23 protein-coding genes are annotated in these 26,141 nt (G+C 70.9%); 12 read left to right on the plus strand and 11 right to left on the minus strand.

Going from position 1 to position 26,141, the window contains the following annotated elements:
- Nucleotides 1-52 precede the first annotated feature (52 nt).
- The 6 genes from ACQPXB_RS49150 to ACQPXB_RS49175 all read right to left on the minus strand — a co-directional run bounded on the left by ACQPXB_RS49150 (nucleotide 53) and on the right by ACQPXB_RS49175 (nucleotide 7,536).
- On the minus strand, nucleotides 53-1,873 hold the full coding sequence (locus tag ACQPXB_RS49150; RefSeq protein ID WP_366580018.1) for a phosphoenolpyruvate carboxykinase (GTP): 1,821 nt from the start codon (nucleotides 1,871-1,873) through the stop codon (nucleotides 53-55).
- A 354-nt stretch (nucleotides 1,874-2,227) separates the two neighbouring features.
- Nucleotides 2,228-2,923 carry a hypothetical protein gene (locus tag ACQPXB_RS49155; RefSeq protein ID WP_432848972.1) on the minus strand — a complete coding sequence of 232 codons (696 nt, stop codon included), beginning with the start codon at nucleotides 2,921-2,923 and terminating at the stop codon, nucleotides 2,228-2,230.
- Between the two features lie 98 nt (nucleotides 2,924-3,021).
- Nucleotides 3,022-4,848 carry a dynamin family protein gene (locus tag ACQPXB_RS49160; RefSeq protein ID WP_432848973.1) on the minus strand — a complete coding sequence of 609 codons (1,827 nt, stop codon included), beginning with the start codon at nucleotides 4,846-4,848 and terminating at the stop codon, nucleotides 3,022-3,024.
- Entirely contained in the window at nucleotides 4,845-5,258 is a 414-nt protein-coding gene (locus ACQPXB_RS49165) for a nucleotide exchange factor GrpE (RefSeq protein WP_386944021.1), read from the minus strand. The genes ACQPXB_RS49160 and ACQPXB_RS49165 overlap by 4 nt, the downstream gene beginning before the upstream one ends.
- Nucleotides 5,259-5,377: 119 nt before the next feature.
- A complete protein-coding gene (locus ACQPXB_RS49170) occupies nucleotides 5,378-6,004 on the minus strand; it encodes a hypothetical protein (protein ID WP_366580012.1) in 627 nt (208 codons plus the stop codon).
- A gap of 32 nt (nucleotides 6,005-6,036) precedes the next feature.
- Nucleotides 6,037-7,536 carry a dynamin family protein gene (locus ACQPXB_RS49175; protein ID WP_432857176.1) on the minus strand — a complete coding sequence of 500 codons (1,500 nt, stop codon included), beginning with the start codon at nucleotides 7,534-7,536 and terminating at the stop codon, nucleotides 6,037-6,039.
- A gap of 185 nt (nucleotides 7,537-7,721) precedes the next feature.
- Between ACQPXB_RS49175 and ACQPXB_RS49180 the strand changes: the two genes are divergently transcribed.
- From ACQPXB_RS49180 to trmB, 8 genes are all read left to right on the plus strand, one after another.
- Nucleotides 7,722-8,939: a sensor histidine kinase gene (locus ACQPXB_RS49180; protein ID WP_432857178.1), complete on the plus strand. Its 1,218-nt coding sequence runs from the start codon at nucleotides 7,722-7,724 to the stop codon at nucleotides 8,937-8,939.
- Nucleotides 8,936-9,592, plus strand: a complete 657-nt coding sequence (locus ACQPXB_RS49185) for a response regulator transcription factor (protein ID WP_366580010.1) — start codon at nucleotides 8,936-8,938, stop codon at nucleotides 9,590-9,592. Before ACQPXB_RS49180 ends, ACQPXB_RS49185 begins: the two co-directional genes overlap by 4 nt.
- A gap of 202 nt (nucleotides 9,593-9,794) precedes the next feature.
- Complete coding sequence (locus tag ACQPXB_RS49190) at nucleotides 9,795-10,736, plus strand: ABC transporter ATP-binding protein (protein ID WP_366580008.1); 942 nt, start codon at nucleotides 9,795-9,797, stop codon at nucleotides 10,734-10,736.
- Between the two features lie 38 nt (nucleotides 10,737-10,774).
- Nucleotides 10,775-11,527, plus strand: a complete 753-nt coding sequence (locus tag ACQPXB_RS49195) for an ABC transporter permease (RefSeq protein WP_432848974.1) — start codon at nucleotides 10,775-10,777, stop codon at nucleotides 11,525-11,527.
- Between the two features lie 159 nt (nucleotides 11,528-11,686).
- A complete protein-coding gene (locus tag ACQPXB_RS49200; protein ID WP_432848975.1) occupies nucleotides 11,687-12,595 on the plus strand; it encodes an ABC transporter ATP-binding protein in 909 nt (302 codons plus the stop codon).
- Entirely contained in the window at nucleotides 12,592-13,335 is a 744-nt protein-coding gene (locus ACQPXB_RS49205) for a hypothetical protein (RefSeq protein ID WP_432848976.1), read from the plus strand. Before ACQPXB_RS49200 ends, ACQPXB_RS49205 begins: the two co-directional genes overlap by 4 nt.
- 203 nt (nucleotides 13,336-13,538) lie before the next feature.
- Nucleotides 13,539-14,114 (plus strand): hypothetical protein, encoded by a 576-nt coding sequence (locus ACQPXB_RS49210; RefSeq protein ID WP_432848977.1) that lies wholly within the window; start codon nucleotides 13,539-13,541, stop codon nucleotides 14,112-14,114.
- Between the two features lie 121 nt (nucleotides 14,115-14,235).
- Nucleotides 14,236-14,943, plus strand: a complete 708-nt coding sequence (gene trmB, locus ACQPXB_RS49215) for a tRNA (guanosine(46)-N7)-methyltransferase TrmB (protein WP_432848978.1) — start codon at nucleotides 14,236-14,238, stop codon at nucleotides 14,941-14,943.
- A 123-nt stretch (nucleotides 14,944-15,066) separates the two neighbouring features.
- Here the strand turns inward: trmB and ACQPXB_RS49220 are convergent, their stop codons facing one another.
- Both ACQPXB_RS49220 and ACQPXB_RS49225 read right to left on the minus strand, forming a co-directional pair.
- Nucleotides 15,067-17,331 carry an FtsX-like permease family protein gene (locus ACQPXB_RS49220; protein ID WP_432848979.1) on the minus strand — a complete coding sequence of 755 codons (2,265 nt, stop codon included), beginning with the start codon at nucleotides 17,329-17,331 and terminating at the stop codon, nucleotides 15,067-15,069.
- On the minus strand, nucleotides 17,328-18,038 hold the full coding sequence (locus tag ACQPXB_RS49225; protein WP_366579997.1) for an ABC transporter ATP-binding protein: 711 nt from the start codon (nucleotides 18,036-18,038) through the stop codon (nucleotides 17,328-17,330). Before ACQPXB_RS49225 ends, ACQPXB_RS49220 begins: the two co-directional genes overlap by 4 nt.
- A 178-nt stretch (nucleotides 18,039-18,216) precedes the next feature.
- Between ACQPXB_RS49225 and ACQPXB_RS49230 the strand changes: the two genes are divergently transcribed.
- Entirely contained in the window at nucleotides 18,217-20,004 is a 1,788-nt protein-coding gene (locus tag ACQPXB_RS49230) for a sensor histidine kinase (protein ID WP_432848980.1), read from the plus strand.
- Nucleotides 20,001-20,654: a response regulator transcription factor gene (locus tag ACQPXB_RS49235; RefSeq protein WP_366579993.1), complete on the plus strand. Its 654-nt coding sequence runs from the start codon at nucleotides 20,001-20,003 to the stop codon at nucleotides 20,652-20,654. The genes ACQPXB_RS49230 and ACQPXB_RS49235 overlap by 4 nt, the downstream gene beginning before the upstream one ends.
- A gap of 61 nt (nucleotides 20,655-20,715) precedes the next feature.
- Here the strand turns inward: ACQPXB_RS49235 and ACQPXB_RS49240 are convergent, their stop codons facing one another.
- Entirely contained in the window at nucleotides 20,716-21,738 is a 1,023-nt protein-coding gene (locus tag ACQPXB_RS49240) for a CHRD domain-containing protein (protein WP_432848981.1), read from the minus strand.
- Nucleotides 21,739-21,879: 141 nt separating this feature from the next.
- Here ACQPXB_RS49240 and ACQPXB_RS49245 point away from each other — a divergent pair, with 141 nt between their 5' ends.
- Both ACQPXB_RS49245 and ACQPXB_RS49250 read left to right on the plus strand, forming a co-directional pair.
- The gene (locus tag ACQPXB_RS49245) at nucleotides 21,880-22,350 is read left to right on the plus strand and encodes a COG4315 family predicted lipoprotein (protein WP_432848982.1); all 471 of its coding nucleotides are present in this window, start codon (nucleotides 21,880-21,882) and stop codon (nucleotides 22,348-22,350) included.
- Between the two features lie 34 nt (nucleotides 22,351-22,384).
- Nucleotides 22,385-23,692, plus strand: a complete 1,308-nt coding sequence (locus ACQPXB_RS49250; RefSeq protein ID WP_432848983.1) for an amidohydrolase family protein — start codon at nucleotides 22,385-22,387, stop codon at nucleotides 23,690-23,692.
- A gap of 4 nt (nucleotides 23,693-23,696) precedes the next feature.
- Here the strand turns inward: ACQPXB_RS49250 and ACQPXB_RS49255 are convergent, their stop codons facing one another.
- A complete protein-coding gene (locus ACQPXB_RS49255; protein ID WP_432848984.1) occupies nucleotides 23,697-24,374 on the minus strand; it encodes an SDR family oxidoreductase in 678 nt (225 codons plus the stop codon).
- 17 nt (nucleotides 24,375-24,391) lie between these two features.
- The gene (locus tag ACQPXB_RS49260) at nucleotides 24,392-26,062 is read right to left on the minus strand and encodes a hypothetical protein (RefSeq protein ID WP_432848985.1); all 1,671 of its coding nucleotides are present in this window, start codon (nucleotides 26,060-26,062) and stop codon (nucleotides 24,392-24,394) included.
- Nucleotides 26,063-26,141 lie beyond the last annotated feature (79 nt).

The raw sequence follows: 26,141 nt of genomic DNA on the forward strand, positions 1-26,141 counted from the left end.
CGAAGGGGACGTTCGCGCCACAACGGTGCGAACGTCCCCTTCGGACAGAACGTCAGCTCAGGCGCTGGGCCAGCGCGTCGAGCTCGTCACGCAGCGAGGTGGGCACCTCGCCGATCTTCGCGAACCACTCCTCGATCAGCGGCAGCTCCTCGCGCCACTCCTCGGGGTGCACGGCGAGCGCGGCCTCGATGTCGGCGGCCGGCTCGGTGAGGCCCTCGGTGTCGAGGTCCTCGGCGCGCGGCACGAAACCGATCGGCGTCTCGACGGCGTTGCCCTTACCCTCGACGCGCTCGATGACCCACTTGAGCACGCGCGAGTTCTCGCCGAAGCCCGGCCACAGGAAGCGGCCGTCGTCGCCGCGGCGGAACCAGTTGACGTAGAAGATCTTCGGGAGCTTGTTCGCGTCGGCGTTCTTGCCCAGCGTCAGCCAGTGCTTGAAGTAGTCACCGGCGTGGTAGCCGAGGAACGGCAGCATCGCCATCGGGTCGCGACGCACGTTGCCCACCGCGCCGGCCGCGGCCGCCGTGGTCTCCGACGACATCGTGGCGCCCATGAACACGCCGTGCTGCCAGTCGCGGGCCTCGTTCACCAGCGGCACCGTGGTCTTGCGGCGACCGCCGAACAGGATCGCCGAGATCGGCACACCCTGCGGGTCGTCCCACTCCGGCGCGAGGATCGGGCACTGCGACATCGGCGTGCAGTAGCGTGAGTTCGGGTGCGCGGCCTTCTCCTCGGACGCCGGCGTCCAGTCCTGGTGCTTCCACGACGTGGCGTGCTCGGGCGTGTTCTCCATGCCCTCCCACCAGATGTCGCCGTCGTCGGTCAGGGCGACATTCGTGAAGACCGTGTTGCCCTTTTCGATGGTGCGCATGGCGTTCGGGTTGGTGTGCCAGTCGGTACCCGGCGCGACGCCGAAGAAGCCGAACTCCGGGTTCACGGCGTAGAGACGGCCGTCTTCGCCGAAGCGCATCCACGCGATGTCGTCGCCGAGGGTCTCCGCGCGCCAGCCCGGGATGGTCGGCTGCAGCATCGCGAGGTTGGTCTTGCCGCAGGCGCTCGGGAACGCCGCCGCGACGTAGTGGACCTTCTCCTCGGGCGAGATCAGCTTGAGGATCAGCATGTGCTCGGCGAGCCAGCCCTCGTCGCGCGCCATGACCGAGGCGATGCGCAGCGAGTAGCACTTCTTGCCCAGCAAGGAGTTGCCGCCGTAACCCGAGCCGTAGCTCCAGATCGCGCGCTCCTCGGGGAAGTGCGAGATGTACTTGGTGTCGTTGCAGGGCCAGGCGACGTCCTTCTGGCCCGGCTCGAGCGGCGCACCCACCGAGTGCAGCGCCGGCACGAACTCGCGCTCGGTGCCGTCGGGGTTGATGAACTTGTCCAGTGCAGCCTTGCCCGCGCGGGTCATCACGCGCATCGACGCCACGACGTAGGCGAAGTCAGTGATTTCCAGACCCAGCTTGGGGTTCTCGTCGGAAAGCGGTCCCATGCAGAACGGGATGACGTACATCGTGCGGCCCCGCATGCACCCGCGGTACAGCTCGGTCATCGTGGCCTTCATCTCGGCGGGCGCGACCCAGTGGTTCGTCGGGCCGGCGTCCTCCTCACGCTGCGAGCAGATGAAGGTCCGGTCCTCGACACGAGCGACGTCACCCGGGTCGGAAGTGGCCCAGTAGGAGTTCGGCTTGGCCTTCAGCTTCACGAAGGTCCCGGCCTCGACCAGCTCGTCGTTGATCTTCGCGGCCTCTTCGTCGGACCCGTCGACCCACACCACGCGGTCCGGGGTGGTCAGCTCGGCGACCTCCCGGACCCAGGACAGCACGCCACTGTGCGTCGTCGGCGCATTGTCCAGTCCGGGGATGGCGACTGCGGTCATCTCTACTCCTGACTTCCGAACTTCCGACGACAAATAAGCCCACACGCCGGACCGCGATGTCCGGGTGCGGGCCTCGTTGCCGGCGACCGAATGGCTTCGCACACCGGGGGTGAGCCGGTGTGCGGGTTTTTGGGATTCCTCGACTGTAGCCGGATGACCGGCAGGTAACCGAGAGCTGACCTGTCGGTTCTCTCACAAGAACGATAAGGGAATCGATTCAGTTGTCACCGGATTGGTCCAGTGCCGGAAATCCTTTCGATGCGGGGTACCCAATTCGGACGAGGGTCAGCGGGCGCGGAAACGACAACGGGCCCGGCGAGTGCCGGGCCCGTTGTGACGTGAGTTACAAATGGGTCAGTTGGGGCTGATCCATTGTCCGGTTCCCGAATCGATCTTCGCGACTCCCGAAAGCAGCTGCGTGCCGTCGCCGCCCCAGATGGAGTCGCTCGCCGGGTCGGCCGCGCGGACGCCGGCGCTTTCGGCCTCGGTCCACTGGCCGGCGCCGGTGTGCTCGTAGGTGGTGGTGCTGCCGTCGGCGCCGATCTCCACCGCGACGTCGGCCTCGCCGTCTCCGTCGGTGTCGGTGAACGCCATCGTGCCGCCGTCCTTGGTCTCGACGATGGCGGTGTCGTTGTGGCCGTCGTGGTCGGTGTCGATCGTGGCGACGCCGGCGTCGACTTCGCCGTCGGGCAGGTCGGCGTGGATGTGGCCGGTCGTGGAGTCGTCCTGCGAGTGCGTGTCGGTGCCGCCCGGGTGCTCAGCGCCGCCGGACTCGACCCACGCGCCGCTCGCCTCGTCGTAAACCGCCTGGTCCACGGCGTGGCCGGAGCTGTCCAGCACGGCGTAGTGGTCGGCGACGCCGTCGCCGTCCGAGTCGATGAACGCCTGCGCTGTGCCGTCGTCGTGCTCCACGATGGCGGTGTCGTTCACGCCGTCGGAGTCGACGTCGTAGTTGACCTCCGCCTGGTAGTCCTGGCCCTCGACGTGGACCGTCATGGCCTCGGGTCCGTTGGCGTCGGTGTCGGTGCCGCCACTCTCGTCGACCCACATGGGAAAAGCCCCCTTTTAGGACCGGGTCTCGCCGGCTGCGTCTGCTGTCGATCGGTAGGACTCACGTTAGGCCGGTTCGGTTCCCGTCCACAAGCTGATCAACCCCGGTCACGCAGCGTTCGGATGCGCCCGAGCAGCGATTCCGCCCTCGCGTGGCCGTCGGTGGCCTCCTTCAGGCGCTTGGCGGTGATCGCGATGTTCTTCGCCCGCTCCTGCGCGCCCATCTTGATCGTGCGGTCCACGTCCTTGAGCTCGGCCTCGATCGCCTCGATGCGGCGGCTCAGCGCCTCGTCGAGCGCCATCGACAGCTGCTGCTCGGCTTCGATGAGCTGCTCGGCCACGAGCTGGTCGAGCGTGGATCGCGCGTCGGCGATGGCCTCGACCAGCCACTGCTTCATGTGCTGCTTGTCGGCGGCGTGCTTGCGCGTGCGGGCCATCCACCAGCCGGCGCCGAGGCCGATGATGATCGTGGCCGGCAGCACCACCGGGTTCAGGATCGCGACCCCGGCCAGCGGCAACGCGGCGATCTTGCCCGCGCCGACGCCACCCGAGATGCCCATGAACACCAGCAGCTTGTCCTCGGCCGTCGGCGGCTTCTTGTCCGGCGGCCGCAGCACCACGGGCGGCCCGCCGGCCCGCGCGAACTGTGCGCGGATCACGTCGAGCTCCTCGGGGGAGAACAGCTCGGACAACGCCACGTTGGTCACGTGGTTCAGCCGTTGCGAAAGCAGCATCGAGACGCGCTGCGACGTCGTCTGCAACGCGAGGTCCACCTGTTGCGGCAACGCGGCCAGCTCATCGCGTTTCGCCGAGTCGATGCGCTGGCGGAAGTGGGTCTGGGCGTCGCGCATTTCGCGGCTGCTCTCGTGGCCCACCTCCACGCGGGTGCGCTGGATCTCGCCACGCAGCTTGAGCTGCCAGCCGCGCGTGGACGACCGGCGTTCGGCCTGCAGGTGGTCCCGGCGTTCGCGCAGCTGCTCCGCCTCGGCCTCGCCCGCCGAGAGCGCCCGGCTCTCGGCCTGCAGCTTCGCCTTGATGCCGGCCAACGCGCTGGAGAGCGCGCGCAGGGTGTTGGCCTCGGCCAGCATCATCGAGCGGCCGACGAGCATCTCCTGCAGCGCCACCTGCACGGCGGCGATGCCCGACTTCTCCCGCAGCAGGGCCGCGACCTGCTCGTTCGGCGCTTTCGCGGCCGTTTCGAACACGCGTGCCGAGACGGGGTGGAACACCGCGTCGGCGAAGCGCGGAGCGTGCTGGGCGAGCAGCCGGCGGTCGGCTTCGAGGATCTCGCGCCAGCCGCGGAACGCGTCGGTCTTGGCCAGCACGAACAGCACGGTCTCGACCCGGTCGGCCACATCGCGGAGGAACTGCAGCTCGGTGGAGGTGAACGGCGCCGACGCGTCGAGCACGAACACCAGGGCCGTCGCGCTCGCCGCCGCCTCGCGGGCCAGCTCGCCGTGCAGCGAGTCGAGGCCGCCGACGCCCGGGGTGTCGACGAGCGTCAGGCGCTCCAGCAGCGGCACCGGCCCGGAGACCTCGACGTAGCGCGGCGGGATCTGGCCCGGCGGCAGCTCGTGGGCGGCCGAGACCCAATTGACCAGCTCGCCCAGCTGGATCGGCACGGGCGCGAGCTGCCCGGGGTAACAGGCCTGCGCGCCCCACTCCTGCGCGTGCTCGAAGACGAGGTACGTGGCCGTGGCGACGTCGGCGTCCACAGGGGACAGTCCCGGGGTCGCGAGCAGCGCGTTGACCAGGGTGCTCTTGCCCCGGTTGGTCTCGCCGACGACCACGACCGACGGTTTCGCCGCGCGCGCCCGGCGCACGTCGTCCACCCACTTGGCGGCCTGCGGGTCGGCGTCGCGGACCACGGTGAGCAGCTGCTCGCGCGCAGCCTGGACCTGGGCGGGAAGGCTGGGAGAGGTCACTGGGCTCGCTTCGCGTAGACGGTGACGACGGGCGCGCGCAGCAGCCGCTCGCCCTCGGCGAACCCGATCACCTCGGTCTCGGCGACCACGCCGTCGAGCGCCGGGTCGTCGGTGGGGATCGCGCCGCCGGCCTCGTGGCAGGAGGGGTCGAAGCGCTCGCCGTCGGGGCGCAGCGCGGTGACGCCGATGTCGGCGAGGCCGTGTTCGAGCCGCTGGACGACGCCGCCGCTGCGGGCGCGATCGAGCGCGTAGAGGCAGAGCTGGATGAGCGCCTGACGATCGGCCAGCGCGCGTTCGAGATCACCGGGGGCAGCTACGACGTCCACATCCGTGTTCGACGTGGCCGGGTCGGCGGTGGTTCCGGGCTCCCCGTCGACGGGCTCCGTGCCGCGGTTGCGGAACCAGGCCACACCCTCACCCCCGCCTCGCCCCGCGGACCGCCCGTTCGACCCACCGGGATTGCACCAGTCTGGAGCAGATCTTCGCCAGTCGGGCGCGATTCCGGGAGCGCAAACGCTTGCGGACGGCGTCAGGCGAGGTCGCGGATCACCGAGCGCATCGCCTGCTCCAGCGAAGGCACGTCTTCGGCGAAGCGCGAAGACACGAGGATCTGGTCCTCGGCCGTCCGGAGCCAGACGCGGCCCGCCACGGAGATCTCGATGACCGACAGCCGAAAGGGCCGCGCCCGCCGGCCCAGGTCGACCTCGGTCTCGCGGACGAGCTGCCCCAGCCGGTCGCCCGCCACGATCTGGCGCCGGTAGAAGCCGGCGGCGCCCAACGCGGCGTGCAGCGCGGGCCGCCGGGCCTCCGTGAAGTGGCGCGCGGCCGCGGGCGTGAAGTGCTGGATGGCCAGGTCGATGGCCGAGCCGTCGCCGGGAGCGGGCCGGCCGAAGCGGCCGCGTGGCGTCCGCGAACCCGACTCACCGCGGAGCCGGACGAACTCCAGGAGATCGGTCCACCAGTCCGCCCACTGCGCCTGCACGGCGGCGCGGTCGATGGCCGGCGGCACCCGCACCGGCACCGCGGGCTCCACCGGTGGCAGGAGCTGGCCCTCGGCGACCGACAGCGCGAGCACGTCCCGGAGGTACAGAGCGATGTCGATCTCCTGCTCGCTCCCCCAGGACGCCCGCCACGAGGTGGTGTTCTCCAGCCGCACGAAATCCACCCTACGCGTGAACGGCGACAAACCTAGGGCATGCGGATCTGTTGCCAGATCAGGAAATAGGCGCGGTGGACGACGTGCGCCACGCGGCTCTGCGCGGGCGTTGCGCCGAACGAGGCAAAGGAGCGCCACCAGCCCGCGCGTTCGAGAGCGTGCGCCGCCAGTTCCGGCCGGGCGGCGCCGGGAAGGCCGAGCTGCGCGCCGAGATCGGCGTTGCTGCCGACGCGCAGCACCTCTTCGGCGAGGTCCTCCGGCATGTCGACGGCTCCGGAAGCCACGAGCGTCAACGCTTCCAGCAGCCGCAGCTGGTGCGCCTCCGGCTTCGCGAGCAGGACTTCGATCGCGTCGTGCACACGCTGGCGTTCGCCGGGATCGCCCGACGCGTGGGCCAGCGCGGTCACCGACGCGAGCGCCGCGGCCGCCTTGATCCCGTCGGCGCGCGCGGCGAAGACGACGGCCAGGCGCTGCCGCACGGCGTCGAGTCCCGACGCGTCGAGCAGCACCCTCCGCAGCGCGCCGGCGGTGATGGCGGGCTCGGCGCGGATCGCGTCGACGGCGCGGCGGACGCCGTAGAGGTCGAGCTTCTCCAGCAGCCGCAGCCGGACGCCGGCGGGGAGGTCGCACTCCCAGCTGGTGAAGATGTCGGCCGAGATCAACATGGTCTCGAGGACGTCGTCTTCGAGGGCGGCGAGCTGGTGCAGCGCGTCGGCATCGGCCGAGGTGAAGCCGCCCGATTCGGCGGACTCGGCGATCAGGCCGATCACCGGCAGCACGTCGGCCACGCGCGGCTTGAGCGTGCTCGCCTGCTTCTCCGCCAGCAACTTCGCCGCCAGCCAGATGTCGCCACCCGACCCCTCGACGGTCTCCGCGACGATCGTGTCCGCCTTGTTCAGCACGGCGATCGCGTTCACCGGGCCCGCCTCGCGGCTCGCGGTGGCGGCGGTGAACGCGGCGAGCGCCTGCTGGTCGTCGGCGCGCACGCCCTGCGTCACCACGTAGAGCACGGCTTCGGCGCCGGCGACGGCGTTGCGGGACGTGTCGTCGAGGTGGTCCGAACCGGTGTCCTCCTGCGCGGCACCCAGCAGCTGCTCCGTGCGCGAGACGGACGCGGCGTCGAGCGAGCCCAGGCCCGGGGTGTCGATCACGGTCATGCCCTGCAGCACCGCGTTGGTCAGGTAGGCCTCGAGGTGCGAGACCTTCTTGATGTCCACGCCCAGCTCGGCCGGGATCGACCCGTCGGCGGCGAACGGCAGCACCTGTTTGGTGCCGTCGGTGAACACGACCTCGACCCGGTCGACCGTGCCGTACTGGAAGCGCGTGACCAGACGCGTGCACTCACCGACGTCGGTGGGCGCGACCCGGCGGCCGATCAACGCGTTGACCAGCGTGGACTTGCCCGACTTGATCCGTCCGGCCACAGCCACCTGCAGCGGCGCGGCGAGCCGGCGCTGCACCTCGGCGAACCCGGCGGCCGTACGTGGCGAGACCTGCGAGGCGAGCCGGTGGCACAGGTTCGCGACCGACATCGACAGCGGGCCCGCGAGGCGCCCCGGCTCCGTCACGGCCCCAGTCCCCTCTCGCCCGGCTGCTCTCGCCGGGAAATCGTGCCATGCCACGTCGCCGCGAGTGCTACCGACAGTGCTACCCGAGGATGACGCGGCGTGCCCGAGTACCGACCTAATCTTGTCGGGTGCGACGGCTGAGCCTCTGGATGCGTGCCCACCCCATGGCGGGGGACACGTTGCTCGCCGTGGTCCTGCTGTTCATCGACTTCGTGCTGTTCGTCGGCGGCACCGTCGGGACCAAGAACCACCCGCCGCCGTGGTTCATCACGCTGCCGATCGACGTCGCCATGGTGGCGCCGCTCGTGTTCCGGCGGAAGAAGCCGCTGGTCTCGGCCTACGTGGTCTTCTTCGTCGCCATCGCGCACGGGGCGCTGTCGCTCGGCTTCTCCTCCGTCGCGGCGCTGGCGATGAGCCTGTACTCGATCCTCGTCTACATCGGGCGCAAGCAGGGGCTGATCTACGTCGGCGCGCTCGTGCTGATGACCGGGGTCGAGGTGTTCACCGACAAGTCGACCCCGTGGCTGGGCAACGCGCTGTTCACCGCCTTCGGCATCGCGCTGTGCTGGACGCTCGGCGAGTTCGTCGGGGCGCGGCGCGCGTACCAGCTGGAAGTGGAAGCCCGCCTGCACCTGCTGGAGACCGAACGCGACCAGGCCACGCGCATCGCCGTGGCCGAGGAACGCGGCCGCATCGCGCGCGAGCTGCACGACGTGGTCGCCCACTCCGTGAGCGTGATGGTGGTGCAGGCCGACGGCGCGGCGCTCGCGTTGCCCACGAACCCGGAGCTGGCCGGGCGCGCGCTGCACACGATCTCCGAAACCGGCCGCGGCGCGCTCGGCGAGCTGCGCCGGCTGCTGGAGGTGCTGCGCGGCGACCACGGCGACGGCGAGCCCCGCGTGCCGCAGCCCGACGCCAACGCGCTGAGCGAGCTGGCCGAACGCATGCGCGGCGCGGGCGTGCCCGTCGACCTCGAAGTGGGCGAAGGCCTCGCCGACCTGCCCGCCGGCGTCTCCCTCGGCGTCTACCGCATCGTGCAGGAGTCGCTCACGAACACGCTCAAGCACGCCGGCACCGGTGCGCGGGCCGAGGTCCACGTGCACCGCAAGGGCGACAGCAAGACCGGCGACGTGGTCGAGGTGCTCGTCCGCGACGACGGCGCCGGCCGCGCTCGCCAGCTCGAACAGGTGACGGTGGGTGCCGCGGCGCCGTCGAAGAAGACCCCACGGCTGCAGGTCGCGGGCGGCAACGGGCTGATCGGGATGCGGGAGCGCGCGAACGTGTACGGCGGAACGCTGGAGGTGGGCCCCGCGCCCGCCGGTGGGTGGCAGGTGCGGGCCGTGCTGCCCGTTAGGTTGGCGCCGTGATCAAAGTGGTGGTCGTGGACGACCAGGAACTGATGCGCGTCGGCTTCCGCATGGTGCTGGGCGCGCAGTCCGACATCGACGTGGTGGGCGAGGCCGGCGACGGCGCGCAGGCCATCCGCCTGGCCGACGAGCTGCGGCCCGACGTCGTGCTCATGGACGTGCGCATGCCGGTGCTCGACGGGGTGGAGGCCACGAAGCAGATCGTGGCCGCCGGGACCGCGCGGGTGCTCGTGATGACCACCTTCGACCTCGACGAGTACGTCTACGCGGCCTTGCAGGGCGGCGCGTCGGGTTTCCTGCTCAAGGACACCCCACCGGACCACCTCGTGTCGGCTTTGCGGTCGGTGGCTTCGGGCGACGCCGTGGTGTCACCCTCGGTGACCAAGCGGCTGCTCGACCGCTTCGTGGGCGCCGGCGGCTCCCCGGTGCGTGACGCGAGCGAGCTCGACGTGCTGACCGACCGCGAACGCGAAGTCCTCGTGCTCATCGCGAAGGGCATGTCCAACCTCGAAATCGCGGAAACGCTCTTCCTCTCCGAAGCCACCGTGAAGACGCACGTGGGCCGTATCCTGGCGAAACTCGACCTGCGCGACCGCGTGCAGGCCGTGGTGCTGGCCTACGAGACCGGCCTCGCGCGCCCCGGCCTCGGCTGAGGTCTTGATCCACTTGATCCATTTCGGACGCTGAAGTTCAGGGTCGTCTCAGGGGTTTCACCGATCGCACATCCACCGCCGGAGCGGTTGGGTACTACTCAGGTCGGGTGACGAGTTCGACCCACAGGATGACGCGAAGACCGGTCTCGCTCGGTCACGATGTTGCGGGTACAGCGGCACAGCCGTCAACGAGGGAGCAGGAATGATCGAGGCATCAGGTCTCACCAAGCGTTACGGGAACACGCTGGCGGTGAACAACCTGTCGTTCAGCGTGGCCACGGGAAAGGTCACCGGCTTCCTGGGCCCGAACGGCGCCGGCAAGTCCACCACCATGCGCATGATCCTGGGGCTGGACAACCCCACGGGCGGCGAGGTCCGCATCGGGGGCAAGAAGTACCACGAGCTGAAGGACCCGCTGCGCACCGTCGGCGCGCTGCTCGACGCGAAGTGGGTGCACCCCAACCGCTCGGCCCGCGCGCACCTGACGTGGATGGCGAAGTCCAACCGCATCCCGGCGTCGCGTGTGGACGAAGTGCTCGACGTCGTCGGTCTCACCAGCGTCGCCGGCAAGCGCGCCGGCGGGTTCTCGCTCGGCATGTCGCAGCGGCTGGGGATCGCGGGCGCGCTGCTGGGCGACCCGGAGGTGCTTCTGTTCGACGAGCCGGTGAACGGCCTCGACCCCGAGGGCATCCTCTGGATCCGCAAGTTCATGCACCGCCTGGCCGACGACGGCCGCACGGTGTTCGTGTCGAGCCACCTGCTCTCGGAGATGGCGCTGACCGCGAGCGAGCTCGTGGTGATCGGCAAGGGTCAGCTGATCGCGCAGTCGTCCACCGAGGAGTTCGTGGCGCGCGCCGCGGAGAACACCGTGAAGGTGCGCTCGCCGCAGCTGCCTGTGCTGCGCGAGGCGCTGGTGCGCGCCAGCGCCCAGGTGACCGACTCGGGTGAAGCGCTCATCGTGTCCGGGATGGACAGTGCCAAGATCGGCGAGCTCGCGGCTTCCGCGAATGTCGTGCTCCACGAGCTGAGCCCGCAGACCGGTTCGCTCGAACAGGCCTTCATGCAGATCACCGGCGACTCCGTCGAGTACCACACCGGGCTCGAGGCCGAGGCGCAGCAAGCCCTTCAGCCCACCGCCCGCTGACGACCACTCGTACGACAAGGATTCCGGGGAAAAGAACCATGACTCTGCTCGCGGTCGAACGCATCAAGCTGTTCACCACCCGCTCACCGTGGTGGTGCGCTCTCATCGCCATCGTCCTCACCGCCGGCTTCTCCGCGCTCGTGGCGAGCGCGGCGTCGAGCGACGAGACCATCGACGTCGCGACGACCCAGTTCGGTTACCAGTTCGGCATCGCCGTGATCATGGTGCTGGCGGCGCTCTCGGTGACCACGGAGTACCGCTTCGGCACCATCCGCACCACGTTCCAGGCCGTGCCGGGCCGCACGTCGGTGCTCATCGCCAAGGCCACTGTCGTCGCGCTGCTTTCGCTCGTGATCGGTGAGGTCGGCGCGTTCGGCGCCTGGGCACTGGGCTACGCCATCCGCCCGTCGGACGCACTGGCGCTCGACACCTCGGCCGAGTGGATCAACGTCGCCGGCGTCGGCGTGCTCTTCGCCTTCGCCGCGGTGATCGCGGTGGCGGTCGGCATCCTGATCCGCCACAGCGCCGGCGCGATCGCGCTGCTGCTGATCTACGTGCTGGCCGTGGAAAGCCTGGTGCAGCTCATCCCGACCGTCGGCCCGAAGATCCACGAATGGCTGCCGTTCAACGTCGCGGAGAAGTTCCTCCGCGGTGGCGGCGGGGCGACGCGGGGCGGCCCGCCGCAGTCCGACGCAGTGCTCTCGCAGGGCTGGTCGCTGGCCTACTTCGCGGGCATCGCGATCGTGCTCCTGGCCATCGCGATCGGCGTCGCGAAGAAGCGCGACGCCTGACGAAAGACCCACCACAGGGACGTTCGGGCGGAAGCGGCGGGGGCCGAAACCGGCTGAACGGGGGAAAAAGGGGATAGAAGAAAGATCCGGGTCGCCAATTCGGGGGGCGACCCGGATCTTTTCGTTTTCGGCACGCGCTCGGCTCGGTAGGGTGCCCGCGTGCTGGAGACCCACGGGCTGACCAAGTCCTACGGCGAAACCCTGGCCGTCGACGACCTCACCTTCACCGCCGAAGCCGGCCGCGTCACCGGCTTCCTCGGCCCGAACGGCGCCGGCAAGTCGACGACGATGCGGCTGCTGCTCGGTCTCGACACGCCCACGGCCGGCACCGCGCACATCGACGGCAAGCCCTACCGGCAGCTGGCTGATCCACTCCGGACGGTCGGCGCCCTGCTCGACGCGACCTGGCGCCACCCCGGCCGCAGCGCCCGGCAGCACCTGCGCTGGCTCGCCGCGACCGACGGCCTGCCCGAGCGGCGCGTGGGCGAGGTGCTCGACCTCGTCGGCCTCGGGTCCGTCGCGAAGAAACGCGCGGGCGAGTTCTCCCTCGGCATGCTGCAGCGCCTCGGCATCGCGACCGCGCTGCTGGGCGACCCGAAGGTGCTGCTGTTCGACGAGCCCGTGAACGGTCTCGACCCCGAAGGCGTGCTGTGGGTCCGGCAGCTGATGCACTCGCTGGCCGCCGACGGCCGCACCGTGTTCGTGTCGAGCCACCTGCTGCCGGAGATGGAGCAGACGGCGCAGGACCTCGTGGTGATCGGCCGCGGGCGGCTCACCTACCAGGGCACCATGGCCGACTTCGTCCACCGCGCCGGCTCCCGCGGTGTCCGCGTGCGCACGCCCCAGGCCGGCGCCCTGCGCACCGCGCTGACCGAGCGCGGGATCACGTTCACCGACGAGGGCGATGCGCTCGTGGTGTCCGAAGTGGACAGCGACACCGTGGGTGAGGTCGCGTTCACGGTCGGTGCCACCCTCCACGAGCTGAGCCCGCTGGCCGGGTCGCTGGAGCAGGCGTACCTGGAGCTGACGGGCCAGACGGCCGAGTTCACGAGCGGAGGTGCCCGGTGAACGTGCTGCGGGCCGAACGGATCAAGCTCTTCTCCACCCGCGCGCCCTGGTGGTGCGGCGCGCTCTCGGTGCTCGCGCCGCTGGCGTTCACGACGTTGTTCTTCGCGCTCGCCGGTTCGGAGGTCACCGCGAGCGTCGGCAACACCCAGCTCGCCACCGGCATCGGCCGCACGGTCGCGCTGGTGCTGGCCGTGCTCACCGCGACCTCCGACGCGAGCTGGGGCACGCTCCGGCTGACGTTCCAGGCCGTGCCGACGCGCGTGCCCGCGCTGCTCGCGAAGGGCACCGTGGTCGTGGTCGTCTGCGCGGTGCTCGGGCTGCTCGCGGGAGTCGGCTCGTGGGGCATCGCGGCGCTGATCCGCCCCGACGCGGACCTCGCGCTGCACTCCGCGGGCGACTGGCGACTGGTGCTCGGGCAGACGGTGACCTTCGCGCTCACCGGGCTGCTCGGCGTCGGCGTCGGGCTGCTGCTGCGGAGCACCGCGCTCGCGTTGACGCTCGTGCTCGTCTGGACCCAGCTCGTGGAGGGGCTGGTGCTGCTGATCCCGCGCGTCGGCCCCGACGTCTACCCGTGGCTGCCGTTCTTCGCGGCCGGGCAGTTCGCCGGTGGGGATTTCACGCAAGCGGCGCTGAACATGACGCCCGCTTTCGGTCCGTGGGGCTACCTCGCGTATTTCGGCGGCATTTGTCTCGCGTTCTTCGTCGCCGGCGTGGTGACCGCGAACCGCCGCGACGCCTGACGAGAGCACATTCGCGTTAATCTGCACGTGCAGAACAGGTGTCCACGAGGCAAACGGATTAAGACCGCGTTAAGTCGTTGTGGCTTCTCTCACAGGGAGCGGACATACTGGCAAAGTCCCCAGGATATTCGAGATCAAGAGCGTGCTCGTCCGTCTCAGCTCCCCGGAGGTGAACCTTGACGGTGGACGCTGGTCAGGGGCTCATGAGTCCCATTCCCTCGGCCCGCACCGAAGCGGCCCCCCAAAGCCACAACGAAGCGGCGCCCCAACCCCGGCTCGAACCGATGCTGGACCTCGAATGGTCGCAGGCGATCGAGCTGCCCCGGTTCGCGCAGCCCGCGATGAAACCCGGCGACCTGCGCCAGGCGTGGGTGCACCGCGCGGCCGAAGACCTGGTGCTCGCCCTCTACCGGAGAGCCAGCGGCATGCAGGGTCCGGTGCCCGCGCCGTGGTGGCTGCGCGCCGTCGCGAGCGGGCGGCTCGAGTCGCGTGAGCTCGGGTTCCGCATCGAAGACCGCATCCAGCAACTGCTTTCCCGCCGCTCCGGCTGGGAGTTCGTGCCCTGGGCCGCCGACGGCGAATCGGGCTATTGGGAGTTCATGCCGTCCGAGCGCGGGAAGTCCGGGCACTCCGTCCCGACGACCGTGCTGAACACCGATCGCCATCCCGGCTGGATCGACGTGCTGCCCGCCCACACGGGCACGACGCCGCACCCGATCGCCGTGTCCGGGCTCGCCGGACTGCGCTCCCGGCTCGGGGAGTTCGAAGCCGTCCGCTGACCCGCCCGGCCGCGCCGATGGATACTGATCCGATCACAGTCACGGCCGAATGGCTTCGTTGCAACGGTTACGTGCCGCGTGGGGGTCGGCCTGCTTTTGGCCGGATCAGTATCTTGTCGGGGTGGAGAACGAGGACCAGCCCCGGCTGCGCAGCGTGGTCAGCTTTGTCAACCGCGGCGGCCGGATGACCGTCGGCCAGCAGCGTGCCTGGGACGAACTTTGGCCGCAGCTGGGCCGCACGGTCGCCGACCTGCCGGCCGGACCCGTCGACTTCGCCGAGTGGTTCGGCCGCGAGGCGCCGGTGATGCTGGAGATCGGCTCCGGCATGGGCGAGACGACGTCGCAGCTCGCGGCGGCCGCGCCCGAGCTCAACTACGTGGCCGCCGAGGTCTACGACCCCGGCCTGGGCCAGCTGATGCTGCGCGCGGAGAAGCTCGGCGTCGAGAACCTGCGGCTGATGCACGGCGACGCGGTGGTGCTGCTGACCGAGCACGTCAAGCCCGGTGCGCTCGCCGGCGTGCGGCTGTACTTCCCGGACCCGTGGCCGAAGAAGCGCCACCACAAGCGCCGGATCGTGCAGCCGGACTTCGTGGCTCTCGTCGCGTCGCGGCTCGCGGAGGGCGGCACGTTCCACCTCGCCACCGACTGGGAGCACTACGCCGAGCAGATGCTGGAAGTGTGTTCAGCCGAGCCCGCATTGCGCAACCGCTACGCGGACGAACCGGGCGGCTGGGCACCGAGGCCCGAATGGCGGCCGCGGACGAAGTTCGAACAGCGCGCCGACGCCGAAGGCCGCGTGTCACACGACCTCATTTTCGAGAAACGCTGACAATTTGTCGTAAAAAGGTCTTCGAAAAGGGCCGCTGCCGGGTTCCCACCCCCGGCAGCGGCCCTTTTCTCCCCCTTTTTCACCCCCGGCGTCCGCCCCACCCCGTGAAGGGCGGACCGCCCGCTACTCGTCGGCCAGCGGTTCCGCCTGCACGCGCCGCAGGGCGGGCGTGCAGATCGAGGCTCCGAGCAGCGCCACCCCGACGCCGAGCACGACCGGGGCGAAGATCCACGGGCTGAACACGACGCCGCCTTCGCCGGCCGTGCTGAACAGCCCGATCCCGACGAGGATGCCGACCACGCCGGCGCCGATCGTCGCGACCAGCGCGGGCAGCGCCGTCTCCATGCGCAGGGCCCTCGACAGCACCTTCACCGGGGTGCCGGCCGCCATCAGGGCCCCGAACGTCCGGCGCCGGTCCATGATCGAGCCGGCCGTGGCGACGGCCGCGCTGCAGCCGGCGAGGATGCCGGCGGCCACCAGGCCGATCACGGTCACCCGGCGCAGGTCCGAGAGCTGCGTCTGCTGGTCGTAGAGGTACTGGTCGCGGCTGCCGACCTCCGCGCCCGTCGCGGCCGAGGCCAGGGCGGTGCGGACGATCTCGCGGTCGGCGTCCGTCGTCGGGGCGATCACGGTGGCCGCGCCGAGCTTCACGCCGGCCGGCACCGCGGCCGGGTCGAGCAGGTAGGAGCTGCTCACGTTGTCGCTCATCTTGAACGTCCCGACCGGCACCGAGCCGAGCGGCTGGCCCGGGTCGCTGGGCTCGGGGTCGCCGACCACGTGGTACTCGGCGGGGTTCAGCTCGTACGGCGCGTACAGCCCGACGCCGGGCTTGCAGTCGGCCGCGGTGATCCCCAGCCGGGTGAGCCGGGCCGCGTCGGCGCAGGACATCACCAGTGCCCGCTGGTACGACCGCTCGTTGCCGGTGCCCTGCTCGAGGTACACCTGGCCCACGGCGATCGCGCGTTCCTGCTGGCCGTAGCGGGCCAGTGTCGAGTTGGCGTGGTCCACGACGGCCGCGGCCTTGTCCGGGGTGCTGTCGGCGTAGAGCACCGAGTCCGCGTACGTCCGCCCGCCACCGGCGAGCGACTCGAACGACGGCAGCAGCGTGAGCGCCATCGAGCCGGTGAACACCGCGAGCACGATGCCCGCCGTGGCGCGGTAGGCGCCCTTCGGGTCGTCACGCAGCCGGCGCCCGGCCAGCAGCGCCGACGGTCCGCGCCAGCCCCGCACGAACGTACCGCCGACCGCCGAGGTCACCCACGGACCGACCACGATCGCCGACGCGATCAGCAGGAACAGTCCGACCAGCACCATGTCGGCCGAGCCGCCGTCCCGGGAGCCGACCACGGCGTAGAGGAAGAACAGGCCCGCCACCGGCAGCACGAGCAGGCGCCACCAGCGCAGCGGCTTCACCGTGTGGCCGCCGGTCGCGAAGAGCGGGTTGCGCAGCACGCGCCGCAGGCCGAGCACGCCGGCCAGCACCACGAGCGCCGGGATGGCGATCACGATGAACACCGCGAGCGGGATCGGCAGCGTGAAGTCCGTGGCCAGCCACGTGCCGCCGTCCCACGGGACGAAACTCGCCAGGCCGTGCAGCGCCGGACTGATCCCCAGGCCGAGCAGGGCCCCGACGCCCGCGGACAGGATCGTTTCCCCGGCGACCATGGACGTGACCTGCCCCGGCGTCGCACCCGCCAGGCGGATCGCGGCGAGCCGGCGTTCACGCCGGGCCGCGGTCAGGCGCGCCGACGACGCGACGAGCACCAGGCTCGGCACGAGCAGCACGATGATGCCGACCCAAGCCAGCAGCGTCAGCAGCGGATCCGCCTTCGCCTTCTGGTCCGGGAACGCGCTCACCGGCTGCGCGACGGCCTCCGTCGCGCGTTCGGCCTCCGTTGCACTGAGCTCCTGCTCGCTGTGGCCGACGAGCGCCACGAGCTGTTCCGGGTACTTCAGCGCCTCGTCGCCGAGCGCGGCGACGGGCTTGCCGAACCGGTCGCCGAGCTGGTTGGCCGGCGTGTTGTTCAGCAGCCGGCCCAGCGCGGGCGACACGAGCGTCTCGCCCGGTCCGGGCAGCTTCGGGATCCCGGCCGGCAGCTTCACCCCGGCCGTGTTGCCGGTGGCCGCGACGTCGACGCGGATGATCTCCTGGCCGTGGAAGTAGTCCTTGGCCCCGGTGACGAGCATGACGGGCGTGCCGCTGGTGTCGAAGTTGTAGTACGACTGCCAGATGCCGCGCTGTTCGCGCACCTGCGTCGCGAAGGGCAGTGACGCGAGCAGCAGCACGAGCCCGGTCGCGACGGCGACGCCGACCGCGGTGAGGATCGCCGAGGTGCGGGTCCGCCGGTCGACGCGGAGCACGCGCAGGGCGAGCTGGAGCGAGTTCATACCGCCAACCTCTTTTGCTGAGACGCCGCCGCGATGAGGCCGTCGCGGATGGCCACGGTCTTCGGCATCGACTCGGCGAGCTCGCGGTCGTGGGTCACGACGATCACGGCGGCGCCGGACTCCTGCGCGGCACCGAGCAGCGCCTGCATGGTCTCGCGGCCGGTCCGCGTGTCGAGGGCGCCGGTGGGCTCGTCGGCGAAGATCACCTTCGGCCGATGCGTGAGCGCCCGGGCGATGGCCACGCGCTGGGCTTCACCACCGGAGAGCTCACCCGGACGACGCTGCTCCTTGCCGGCGAGGCCGAGGCGCGCCAGCCACTCGCGGCCCGCGGCGATCGACTCCCGGCGGGCCTTGCCCGCGAGCAGCGACGGCAGCGCCACGTTCTCCTCGGCCGTCAGCTCGGACACGAGCATCCCGGACTGGAAGACGAACCCGAACTCCGTGCGCCGCAGCTCGCTGCGCTTCTTCTCGTTCAGGTTGTCGATGCGCCGGCCCATCAGGTGGATCTCGCCGCCGTCGGCGCGGAGGATGCCCGCGAGCACGTGCAGCAGCGACGTCTTGCCCGACCCGGACGGGCCCACGATGGCCACCGCGTCGCCGGGCTGGATGTCGATGTCGATACCGGCCAGCGCGTACTGCCCGCCGTACCGCTTCACCAGCCCCCGCCCCGACAGCACCGGGCCGGAAGTCCACTGTGGATTACTCATCCGGGTGCTTCTCCCTCGTTGATCATCGGCTTGTCGGGAACCACCTTCACGGATCGGGGCCGGTGTCCACTTCGGGCAGACGGCCAGTCCGGCGATCACCCGCATCGGCCGATCGGCCGATGCGGCTCGAACCACCTGGCCAAGGTGCGCGCGGCCCGAGATCCTCTACCGTTCGGTTGTGTCCCAAGCTCCGCCGTCTTCCTCCTTTTCCACGCGCGTGACCGAGGTCGTGCGCCGCCTCGGCATGCCCGTGGTGGTGCTGCTTTCGGCGCTGATGTTCGACCTCGCTTTCGTGACCAACGCGGCGTTCGACGAGATCGGGCCGCGCTGGGTCGACTTCGAGCTGCTGCCTGGCATCTTCGCGATGGCCGGGTGCGCGATCTGGGCTCGCCGGCGCGCTGCCGTGGCAGCGATGGTCGGGGCGTTCGCGCTGGCGTTCTTCACGATCTTCATCCGCTACCTGCACGCGCCCGCGTATTCGAGCGTGCTCGCGAACCTCTCGATCACCGAGGTCGTGGCGGGGACCCAAATGGTCTACTACGCCGCGCGCAAGGTCCGCCCGGGCGTGGCGTTCGCAGCGATCAGCTCGCTCGTGGTCGGCGCTTTGATCGCGGTTTTCGGGCGGTACCCGTACGGTGACCTCTCGTACTCGACGATCGCGCAGGCCCTGCTCTTCGGCAGCGTGCTGCTCATCGCGGCGGTGGTGATCGGAGTTTCGGGCCGCACCCGGACCGTGCAGCGCGAGCAGCGGCTGCGTCGCCTGCGGCGCGTGAACGCACTGGCGATGGGGCAGTGGCCGCTGATCGGCCTGCTCGCGATCACGCTCCTGTTCGAGTTCGGGTTCACCTACGACGGCGGGGCCTCCGGGTTCCCGGTGCTGTTCTGCTCGATCGGCGCCGCCGTGGTCGCGGTGCTCTCGCCGCGCCGGCCGGGCGACGCGATGCTCGGCGTCGCCGGACTGATGCTGCTGTCCGCGCTGGTGACGCCGTGGCTGCGGCTGGGCTACGAGTACCGGATAGCCGCCGGGATCCCGCCGACGCAGGTCGTGGCCGGGATCGGCGTGGTGGTGACCCTGGTCCGCGCGGTGCCGCTGGTCAAGGCGTGGCCGAGGATCGCGGTGCTGTCGGCGGTGGTGGCCATCGGGACCATCCTCAACGCCCACCGGTCGACCTTCTCCGTGCTCAGCGATCCGCAGGAGATCGGCTCGTACGTGGTGGTCGCCGGCCTGCTGCTCGGCATCGCGATCGCGATCGGGATGTTCCTGCGGTCCCGCGACTCCGAGCGCACGCAGGTGATGAAGGCCGCGGTCACCGACGCCCAGACCACCGAGCGGATGGCGCTCGCGCGCGAGCTGCACGACGTGGTGGCCCACCACGTCACCGGCATCGTCGTGCAGGCCCAAGCCGCGCGGATGATGGGCGAGAAGAACCCGCAGCTCGCGCTCGAGGCGATGGGCCGCATCGAGGACGCGGGCACGGAAGCGCTCGCGGCGATGCGCCGGCTCGTGCGCAGCATGCGCGGCGACGCGCCCGCCGGCGCGAGCGACCTGAGCGAGCAGGCCACCACGGATCTGGCCGCCGACCTGCGCAAGCTCGTCGACGGCGCCAACCACGGCGTGAAGACCACGCTGGTGCTGGACCTGCCGCCGGACCTGCCGCACGAGGTCGGACGCTCGGCGCTGCGGCTGGTGCAGGAGTCGCTCACCAACGTCGGCAAGCACGCCGCCGACGCGACCGAAGCGCTGGTCCACGCCGAGGTCACCGGCCGCGAGCTGCACCTGTCGGTGCGTGACGACGGCCGGGAGAAGGCTCACCGACCGGCCGGCGGGTCGGGCGGCTACGGTCTGGTCGGCATGCGCGAGCGCGTCGCCCTGCTGCACGGCCGGCTCACGGCCGGGCGCGGGCCCGACGGCGGCTGGCGCGTGGAAGCTTGGCTGCCACTCGAGGCGAACGGGGATGACGGGTGATCCGGGTACTGATCGCGGACGACCAGGAGATGGTGCGGATGGGGTTCCGCATGATCCTGGACGCGCAGGACGACATCGAGGTGGTGGCCGACGTCGCCGACGGCGTCTCGGCCGTCACCAAGGCGCGCGAGCTGCGCCCGGACGTCTGCCTGCTCGACATCCGCATGCCGGGCCTCGACGGCCTCGAGGTCACGCGGCAGCTCGCCGGCCCGGACGTCACCGACCCGCTGAAGGTCGTGGTCGTGACCACGTTCGACCTCGACGAGTACGTGCACACCGCGCTGCGCAACGGCGCGAGCGGCTTCCTGCTCAAGGACGCCGGCCCGGCGCTGCTGATCGAGGCCATCCGCGCGGCCGAACGCGGCGACGCGCTCGTGTCGCCCCAGATCACCGTGCGGCTGCTCAAGCACTTCGACGGCGCCAACGGGCACAAGCGCGAGGTGCCGCCGCCGTCCGAACCGCTCACCGCACGTGAGCTCGACGTGGTGAAGGCCGCCGCTCGTGGCCTGACGAACACGGAGATCGGCGCGGAGCTGTACTTGTCGCTCTCGACGGTGAAGACCCACCTGGCTTCGGTGCAGGGCAAGGTCGGGGCGCGCAACCGCGTGGAGATCGCCGCGTGGGCCTGGCGCAGCGGGGTCGTGAACTGAGTTTTCTCGCCAAGGAAAACGGGGGCCGGCTGGTGAGCCGGCCCCCGTTTTCAGTGCTGGATCAGAAAAGCTGGCCGCGCGCGGCGCCACCGGGGAAGGCGGCGTCGTGCAGGTTGGCGTAGTACGACAGCGGGTGCCGCGCGATGTCCTTCACCAGGGCCGAGTCGAGGCCGGTCGCGGTGCCGGACACGGCGAACACGCCCGCGGGCACGGTCGTGCCGATCAGCGGCACCACCACGGCGCCGTTCTTGCCGAAGTTCCCCTTGTGGATGTGGGCGAGCGTCGGCTGGAAACCGAACCACGCGAAGGAGAACTGCACCTGCGTGCCGGTCGGGCGGACGAAGCCGACGGCGTTGGCCTTCGGGTCACCGGCCTTCGGCTCGCCCGGAGCGGCCTTGACCTCCTGGTTGCCGGACATGAACGCGTGCAGGCCACCGCCCTGCAGCAGCTTCAGCATGTCGACCGAGGAGCGCAGCGGCGTGAGCTGCCCGCGGACGGCGCCGCCGGGGAACTCCTTGGTGTGCAGGTTGAGGTAGAAGCCGGACGGGTTCTTGCGCAGGCCGTCGGCCGTGGCCTGGTCGGTGATCGTGGCGGTGCCGGCGGCCGCGGTCACGGTGTCGGGCATCGCGGTGCCGAACAGCGGCACCTTGACGTCACCGTTCACCCCGGCCTTGCCCTCGTGGATGTGGCCGAGAGTGGGGGCGCTGATGCCCTTCCACGAGAACGCGTAGGTGACCTTGTCGCCCTGCACCTCGACGATGCCGGTGGCGCTGCCCTTCGGGTCGCCCACGGCGGGCTTGCCGGCCACCGGGACCTCGTTGGCGCCGGTGAGCTTGGCCTGCAGGAAGATCGGCTTCTGCTGGGAGCGCTGGATGGCCGTCGACAGGCTGGCCGGCGCCTTGGCCGGGGTCGAGGCGCCCTGGCCGGGCATGTCCATCCCGGGCATGTCCATGTTCATCCCGCTCATGCCGGGCATGTCGGGTGTGGTCGGGGTGCCGGGCATCGGGCTGGCGGTGGCGGTGACGGCGCCGAGCAGGCCGAGGCCGGCGGTCAGCGCGGCCAGTGCAGCGATTCGTGCTCGCATCAGGTTCGTCCTTTCACGTCGGATTCCGCAGCCGACACGGAATCCGGCGTTCGGCGGTTCAGGGAAAAATTCGGTTGAACCGTTTCGCCGCGCCCGCCGTGTCTCGTCGCGAATTCGACGTGAATCGGTGGAGGAGTTCTCATGCGTGTCTCGATCGTCCTGGCCGGTGCCGCCCTGCTCGGCACCCTCGCTGCCTGCGGAAGCACCGCGACCAGCGGATCTGCTTCGGCACCCGAAGGGTCGACGCCGGCTCCAGTGGGCGCCGTGAAGATCGGGCAGTCCAGCGTCGGCCCCATTCTGACCGACTCCGAGGGTCGGACCCTTTATGCCTTCGCGGATGACAAAACGGGAACCAGCACGTGCGAGTCCGATTGCCTCGCGACGTGGCCCGCGCTGACCGGCGGCAAGAATTTCACCGCGGGCGCGGGCGCGGATCAGAAACTGCTCACCGCGACGGAACGGACACCGGGTGTCGAGCAGGCGAAGTACGGGGTGTGGCCGCTGTACTACTACGTCGGCGACCAGGGTCCCGGTGACATCGACGGCCAGGGTGTGGACAACCTGTGGTTCGTCGTCGGGGCCGACGGGAAGCTGATCAAGAAGACACCCTGACCACAGCTGTCTGGGACGCCCGTACTATCTCCGCATGTCGCACCGTTTCCACGCGCCCGTCGTCCTGCCCGCCGATCCCGCCTGCTCGCTGCTGCGCGACGCCGTCGTGGACGTCGACGACAGCGGCCGGATCACGTTCGTGGGCCCGGTCGCCGAGGCACCCGAGTTCACCGGCGAGGTGACGCGGCTCGGCGGGATCCTGTTGCCCGGCCTGGTGAACACCCATGCGCACAGCCCGATGACGCTGCTGCGCGGCATGGGTGGCGACCTGCCGCTGCTGCGGTGGCTGCGCGAGATCATCTGGCCGACCGAGGCGAAGCTGCGGCCCGAGGACGTGCGGACCGGCATGCTGCTGGGGTCCGTCGAGATGCTGCGCCACGGCGTCACGACCAGCGCCGAGATGTACTTCGAGGGCGAGCAGCTCGTGGACGCGGTGCTCACCACCGGCGGGCGCGTGCTCGTGGCGCCGCCGGTGATGGAGCTGCCGGGCACGGATTGGCGCACGTCGCTGGCGGCCATCGACCGCTGGATCGACGCCGACGGCCTGCGCTGCGGCCCCGGCGACCGCATCGAGCTGGGCTACGGCCCGCACTCGGCGTACATGCTCAACCCCGACGGCCTGCGCGCCACCGCGGAATCGGCGGCCGCGCGCGGCGCGCTGGTGCAGATCCACGTGGCGGAGGCCGCGAACGAGGACCTCGCCCAGCGCAAGGCGTACGGCTCGGTGCCGGCGCTGCTCGACTCGCTCGGCATGTTCGCCGGCCGCACTCTCGCCGCGCACTCCATCCACCTGTCCGACGAGGACATCGCGCTCTTCGCCGCCCGCGGCGTCGGCATGGCCCATTGCCCGGGCTCGAACGCGAAGCTCGCGTCGGGCATCGCCCGCATCAAGGACCTGCGCGCGGCCGGCGTCGCCGTCGGCCTCGGCACCGACGGCCCGGCGTCGAACGATGACATCGACCTGTGGGAAGAGCTCCAGCTCACGGCCATGCTCGCCCGTCTCGCCAACGACGACTCCACGGTCCTGACCGCCGCCGACGTCTTCGTCATGGCCACCCGCGGCGGCGCCGACGCGCTGGGCCGCATCGACATCGGGGCCCTCGAGCCGGGCCGCTGGGCCGACCTCGTCCACGTCGACCTCGACGACCCGGCTTTCGCGGCCGGCCTGGACGTGCCCGACGAGCAGCTGCTGTCCAACCTCGTGTGGGCCGCGGGTTCCCGCCGCGTGCGCGACGTCTGGGTCGCGGGCGAGCAGGTCGTCGCCGACGCCGAGCCGACGCGCGTGGACCGCGCGAAGATCCAGGCGTCGGTCGCCGACACCGCTGCGCGACTGCGCGCCTGATCGGTCAGCGCGGGCGCAGGATCACTTCCGTCAGGTGCGCTTCCGGGCTCGCGCTCACCGCGGTGAGCACGGCCGTCGCCACGGAGTCGGGGCGGAGGAAGCGCGCCGAGTCGTACTCACCGCCCTCGTGGGCGATGACCGCGCGCTGCATGTCGGTGTCGGTGCGGCCCGGGTACACGGTGGTGACGCGCAGGTCCGGTTCTTCCTCGCGCACGGCGTCGGCGAAGGCGCGGGCGGCGAACTTGCTCGCGGCGTACGGGCCCCAGCCGGCGCGGGAAGTGCGCCCGGAGCCGGAGTTGATCACGACGACGTGGCCGCGGGCGGCGCGCAGCGCGGGCAGCAGCAGGCGGGTGAGCTCGGCGACGGCGACGACGTTGACCTCGTAGTTCACGCGCCAGTCGTCGGCGGTGGCTTCGGCGACGGTGTTCAACCGGGCGGCGCCGGCCGAGTGCACGAGGACGTCGAGGCGCTCGATCTGCGCAGCGGCGGCCGCCAGCGAAGCCTCGTCCGTGAGGTCGACGCGCCACGGCGCGGCGCCCGGCAGCTCGGCGGCCACCTTCTCGAGCGCGGCCTCGTCGCGGCCGCCGAGGAGCAGGCGGTGGGTCGGGGCGAGCTGGTGGGCGACGGCGGCGCCGATGCCACGCGAGGCACCGGTGACCAGGGCGAGTGGAAGATCGGTCATGCGATCCACCGTAAGCGTCAGCAGGACGCCGCCGCGCGGGGGTCGCGGTCGAACCGGATGCCCGTACGGCTGAAAGATCCCGCGAAATTGTCGACGAATCGACCGAAGGTCAACGGGCTGCGCGTCGAGGTGAGCACGTCCTGCTCGCCCTGGCAGCGCAGCGCCTGCCGGGCGGCTTCGATCTCGGCCGGGGTGAAGACATGCATCTGCCCGTCCGTTGCGACGTCGCCGCGGCCGGCGTCGGCGATCTCCCACGCCGCGGTGAGCCACTTCGAGTGCCCGGGCCGCCCGCCGGGGATCGACGTGGAGTGCGAGCCGAGGTCGCTGGCCAGGCCGTAGCCGTCGTGGACGCGCACGTCGAGCGACACCAGGTTGCTGATCGCGCCCATGCTGTCGGCCGCGAGCGTGACGTACGGGCGGTCCGTCGGGAACGTGTACCAGCGCTTTTCCCCGTAGCTGTACACGAGCACGGCCGGCGCGCGCGTCGCGTCGGTGGCCTCGACGGCCGCGCGCATCACCGGCTCGCCCAGGAAGTCCGACGCCAATACCGGGTGCTCGTGCCCGGTGACCCACGACCAGTACGCGCGCTCGTCGGTGACGCCGACGGCCGCGTGGTCGTTCGCGTACGGCACGCGCAGCCACCCCGCCGCGGCCACCGACCACACGGCGACGCCCGCCAGCAGCGCGAACGTCTTGCGCGTCAACGGCACCGCCATCACCGGCAGGAGCAGCGCGAACAGCGCGGGCAGCAGCATCCGGCCGTGCATGAAGTCGCCGCCGACGCGCACCACGTACGCGGCCAGCAGCACCGCACCCGCCACCGGCGTGAGCGTGAGGATCCGCGACTTCCGGCTCAGGAACGCTGCGACCGCCAGCGCCAGGATCGGCAGCCAGAGGTAGTACGGGTCGACGAGGTCGAGCAGGTAGTCGAACCCGCGCGACCAGTTGCTCGTGCCCGCTTCCTTGGCCAGCGCCGTGTTCGGCACGAGCAGGCCGTAGTAGCCCATGCGGAAGACCTGGTACGCCACCGGCAACGCGAGCCCGACGCCCAGCCAGCCGAGGCCGGCACGCAGGCGCGGGCGGCGCAGCAAGACCAACGCGGCGAACGCGACGATGCTGAACAACGCCAGGTCGGGCCGCACCAGCACCCCGAGACCGATGACGAACGCCGTGGCCTTGGGCGCCTTGCCGCGCACGAGCAGCCACCACGTCAGCCCGATCCACAGCATCGCCAGCCCGGTTTCGAGGCCGGACGTCGCGAAGTCCCGGAACGGCGGAAGCGCGCACACGATCAGCGCCCCCGCCGGGACGACCGGGCTGTCGTAGAGGCGACGAGCGCCGTCCATCGCGAAGAACAGCCCACCGACGGCGCAGACCAGGCCGGTGACCACGGACAGCCACTCCAGCGCCGGGCCCGGGATCGTGCCGAGCGCGGCCAGCAGCCAGGTCCACAACGGGCTGGTGCTGGCCTCGACGCGCTCGCCGACGTTGAACACGGGCCCGTGACCGGCGAGGATCTGCCGGACCGTGCGCAGGACGAGCAACCCGTCGTCCGACATCCAGCGGCGGCGCCACGAGAGGTACGCGTAGAGCGCCAGCGTCGCGAAAGTCAGCCATGTGGTCGGGGACTTGAGCCACGGCGTGGGCGCCGCCACGGATTTCGTCGTGGCGGTGGTGGCTGTCGTCATGGCCCCTCTCCCCGGTGGTCTTTTCCCAGTCTCGCATCCGGGGTTGGACGGCAAGCGCCCCAATGCGGCGTTGGTTACG

This window comes from Amycolatopsis sp. CA-161197, from assembly GCF_050942255.1.
Taxonomy (GTDB): domain Bacteria; phylum Actinomycetota; class Actinomycetes; order Mycobacteriales; family Pseudonocardiaceae; genus Amycolatopsis.

Bases quoted from the DNA above. Each gene is read 5' to 3' on its own strand.
- ACQPXB_RS49150 (WP_366580018.1), bottom strand. From the start codon at position 1,873: ATGACCGCAGTCGCCATCCCCGGACTGGACAATGCGCCGACGACGCAC.
- ACQPXB_RS49155 (WP_432848972.1), bottom strand. From the start codon at position 2,923: ATGTGGGTCGACGAGAGTGGCGGCACCGACACCGACGCCAACGGACCC.
- ACQPXB_RS49175 (WP_432857176.1), bottom strand. From the start codon at position 7,536: ATGTCGGTCGCGAACCTGTGCCACCGGCTCGCCTCGCAGGTCTCGCCA.
- ACQPXB_RS49180 (WP_432857178.1), top strand. From the start codon at position 7,722: ATGCGTGCCCACCCCATGGCGGGGGACACGTTGCTCGCCGTGGTCCTG.
- ACQPXB_RS49190 (WP_366580008.1), top strand. From the start codon at position 9,795: ATGATCGAGGCATCAGGTCTCACCAAGCGTTACGGGAACACGCTGGCG.
- ACQPXB_RS49195 (WP_432848974.1), top strand. From the start codon at position 10,775: ATGACTCTGCTCGCGGTCGAACGCATCAAGCTGTTCACCACCCGCTCA.
- ACQPXB_RS49210 (WP_432848977.1), top strand. From the start codon at position 13,539: ATGAGTCCCATTCCCTCGGCCCGCACCGAAGCGGCCCCCCAAAGCCAC.
- ACQPXB_RS49220 (WP_432848979.1), bottom strand. From the start codon at position 17,331: ATGAACTCGCTCCAGCTCGCCCTGCGCGTGCTCCGCGTCGACCGGCGG.
- ACQPXB_RS49225 (WP_366579997.1), bottom strand. From the start codon at position 18,038: ATGAGTAATCCACAGTGGACTTCCGGCCCGGTGCTGTCGGGGCGGGGG.
- ACQPXB_RS49240 (WP_432848981.1), bottom strand. From the start codon at position 21,738: ATGCGAGCACGAATCGCTGCACTGGCCGCGCTGACCGCCGGCCTCGGC.
- ACQPXB_RS49245 (WP_432848982.1), top strand. From the start codon at position 21,880: ATGCGTGTCTCGATCGTCCTGGCCGGTGCCGCCCTGCTCGGCACCCTC.
- ACQPXB_RS49250 (WP_432848983.1), top strand. From the start codon at position 22,385: ATGTCGCACCGTTTCCACGCGCCCGTCGTCCTGCCCGCCGATCCCGCC.
- ACQPXB_RS49255 (WP_432848984.1), bottom strand. From the start codon at position 24,374: ATGACCGATCTTCCACTCGCCCTGGTCACCGGTGCCTCGCGTGGCATC.
- ACQPXB_RS49260 (WP_432848985.1), bottom strand. From the start codon at position 26,062: ATGACGACAGCCACCACCGCCACGACGAAATCCGTGGCGGCGCCCACG.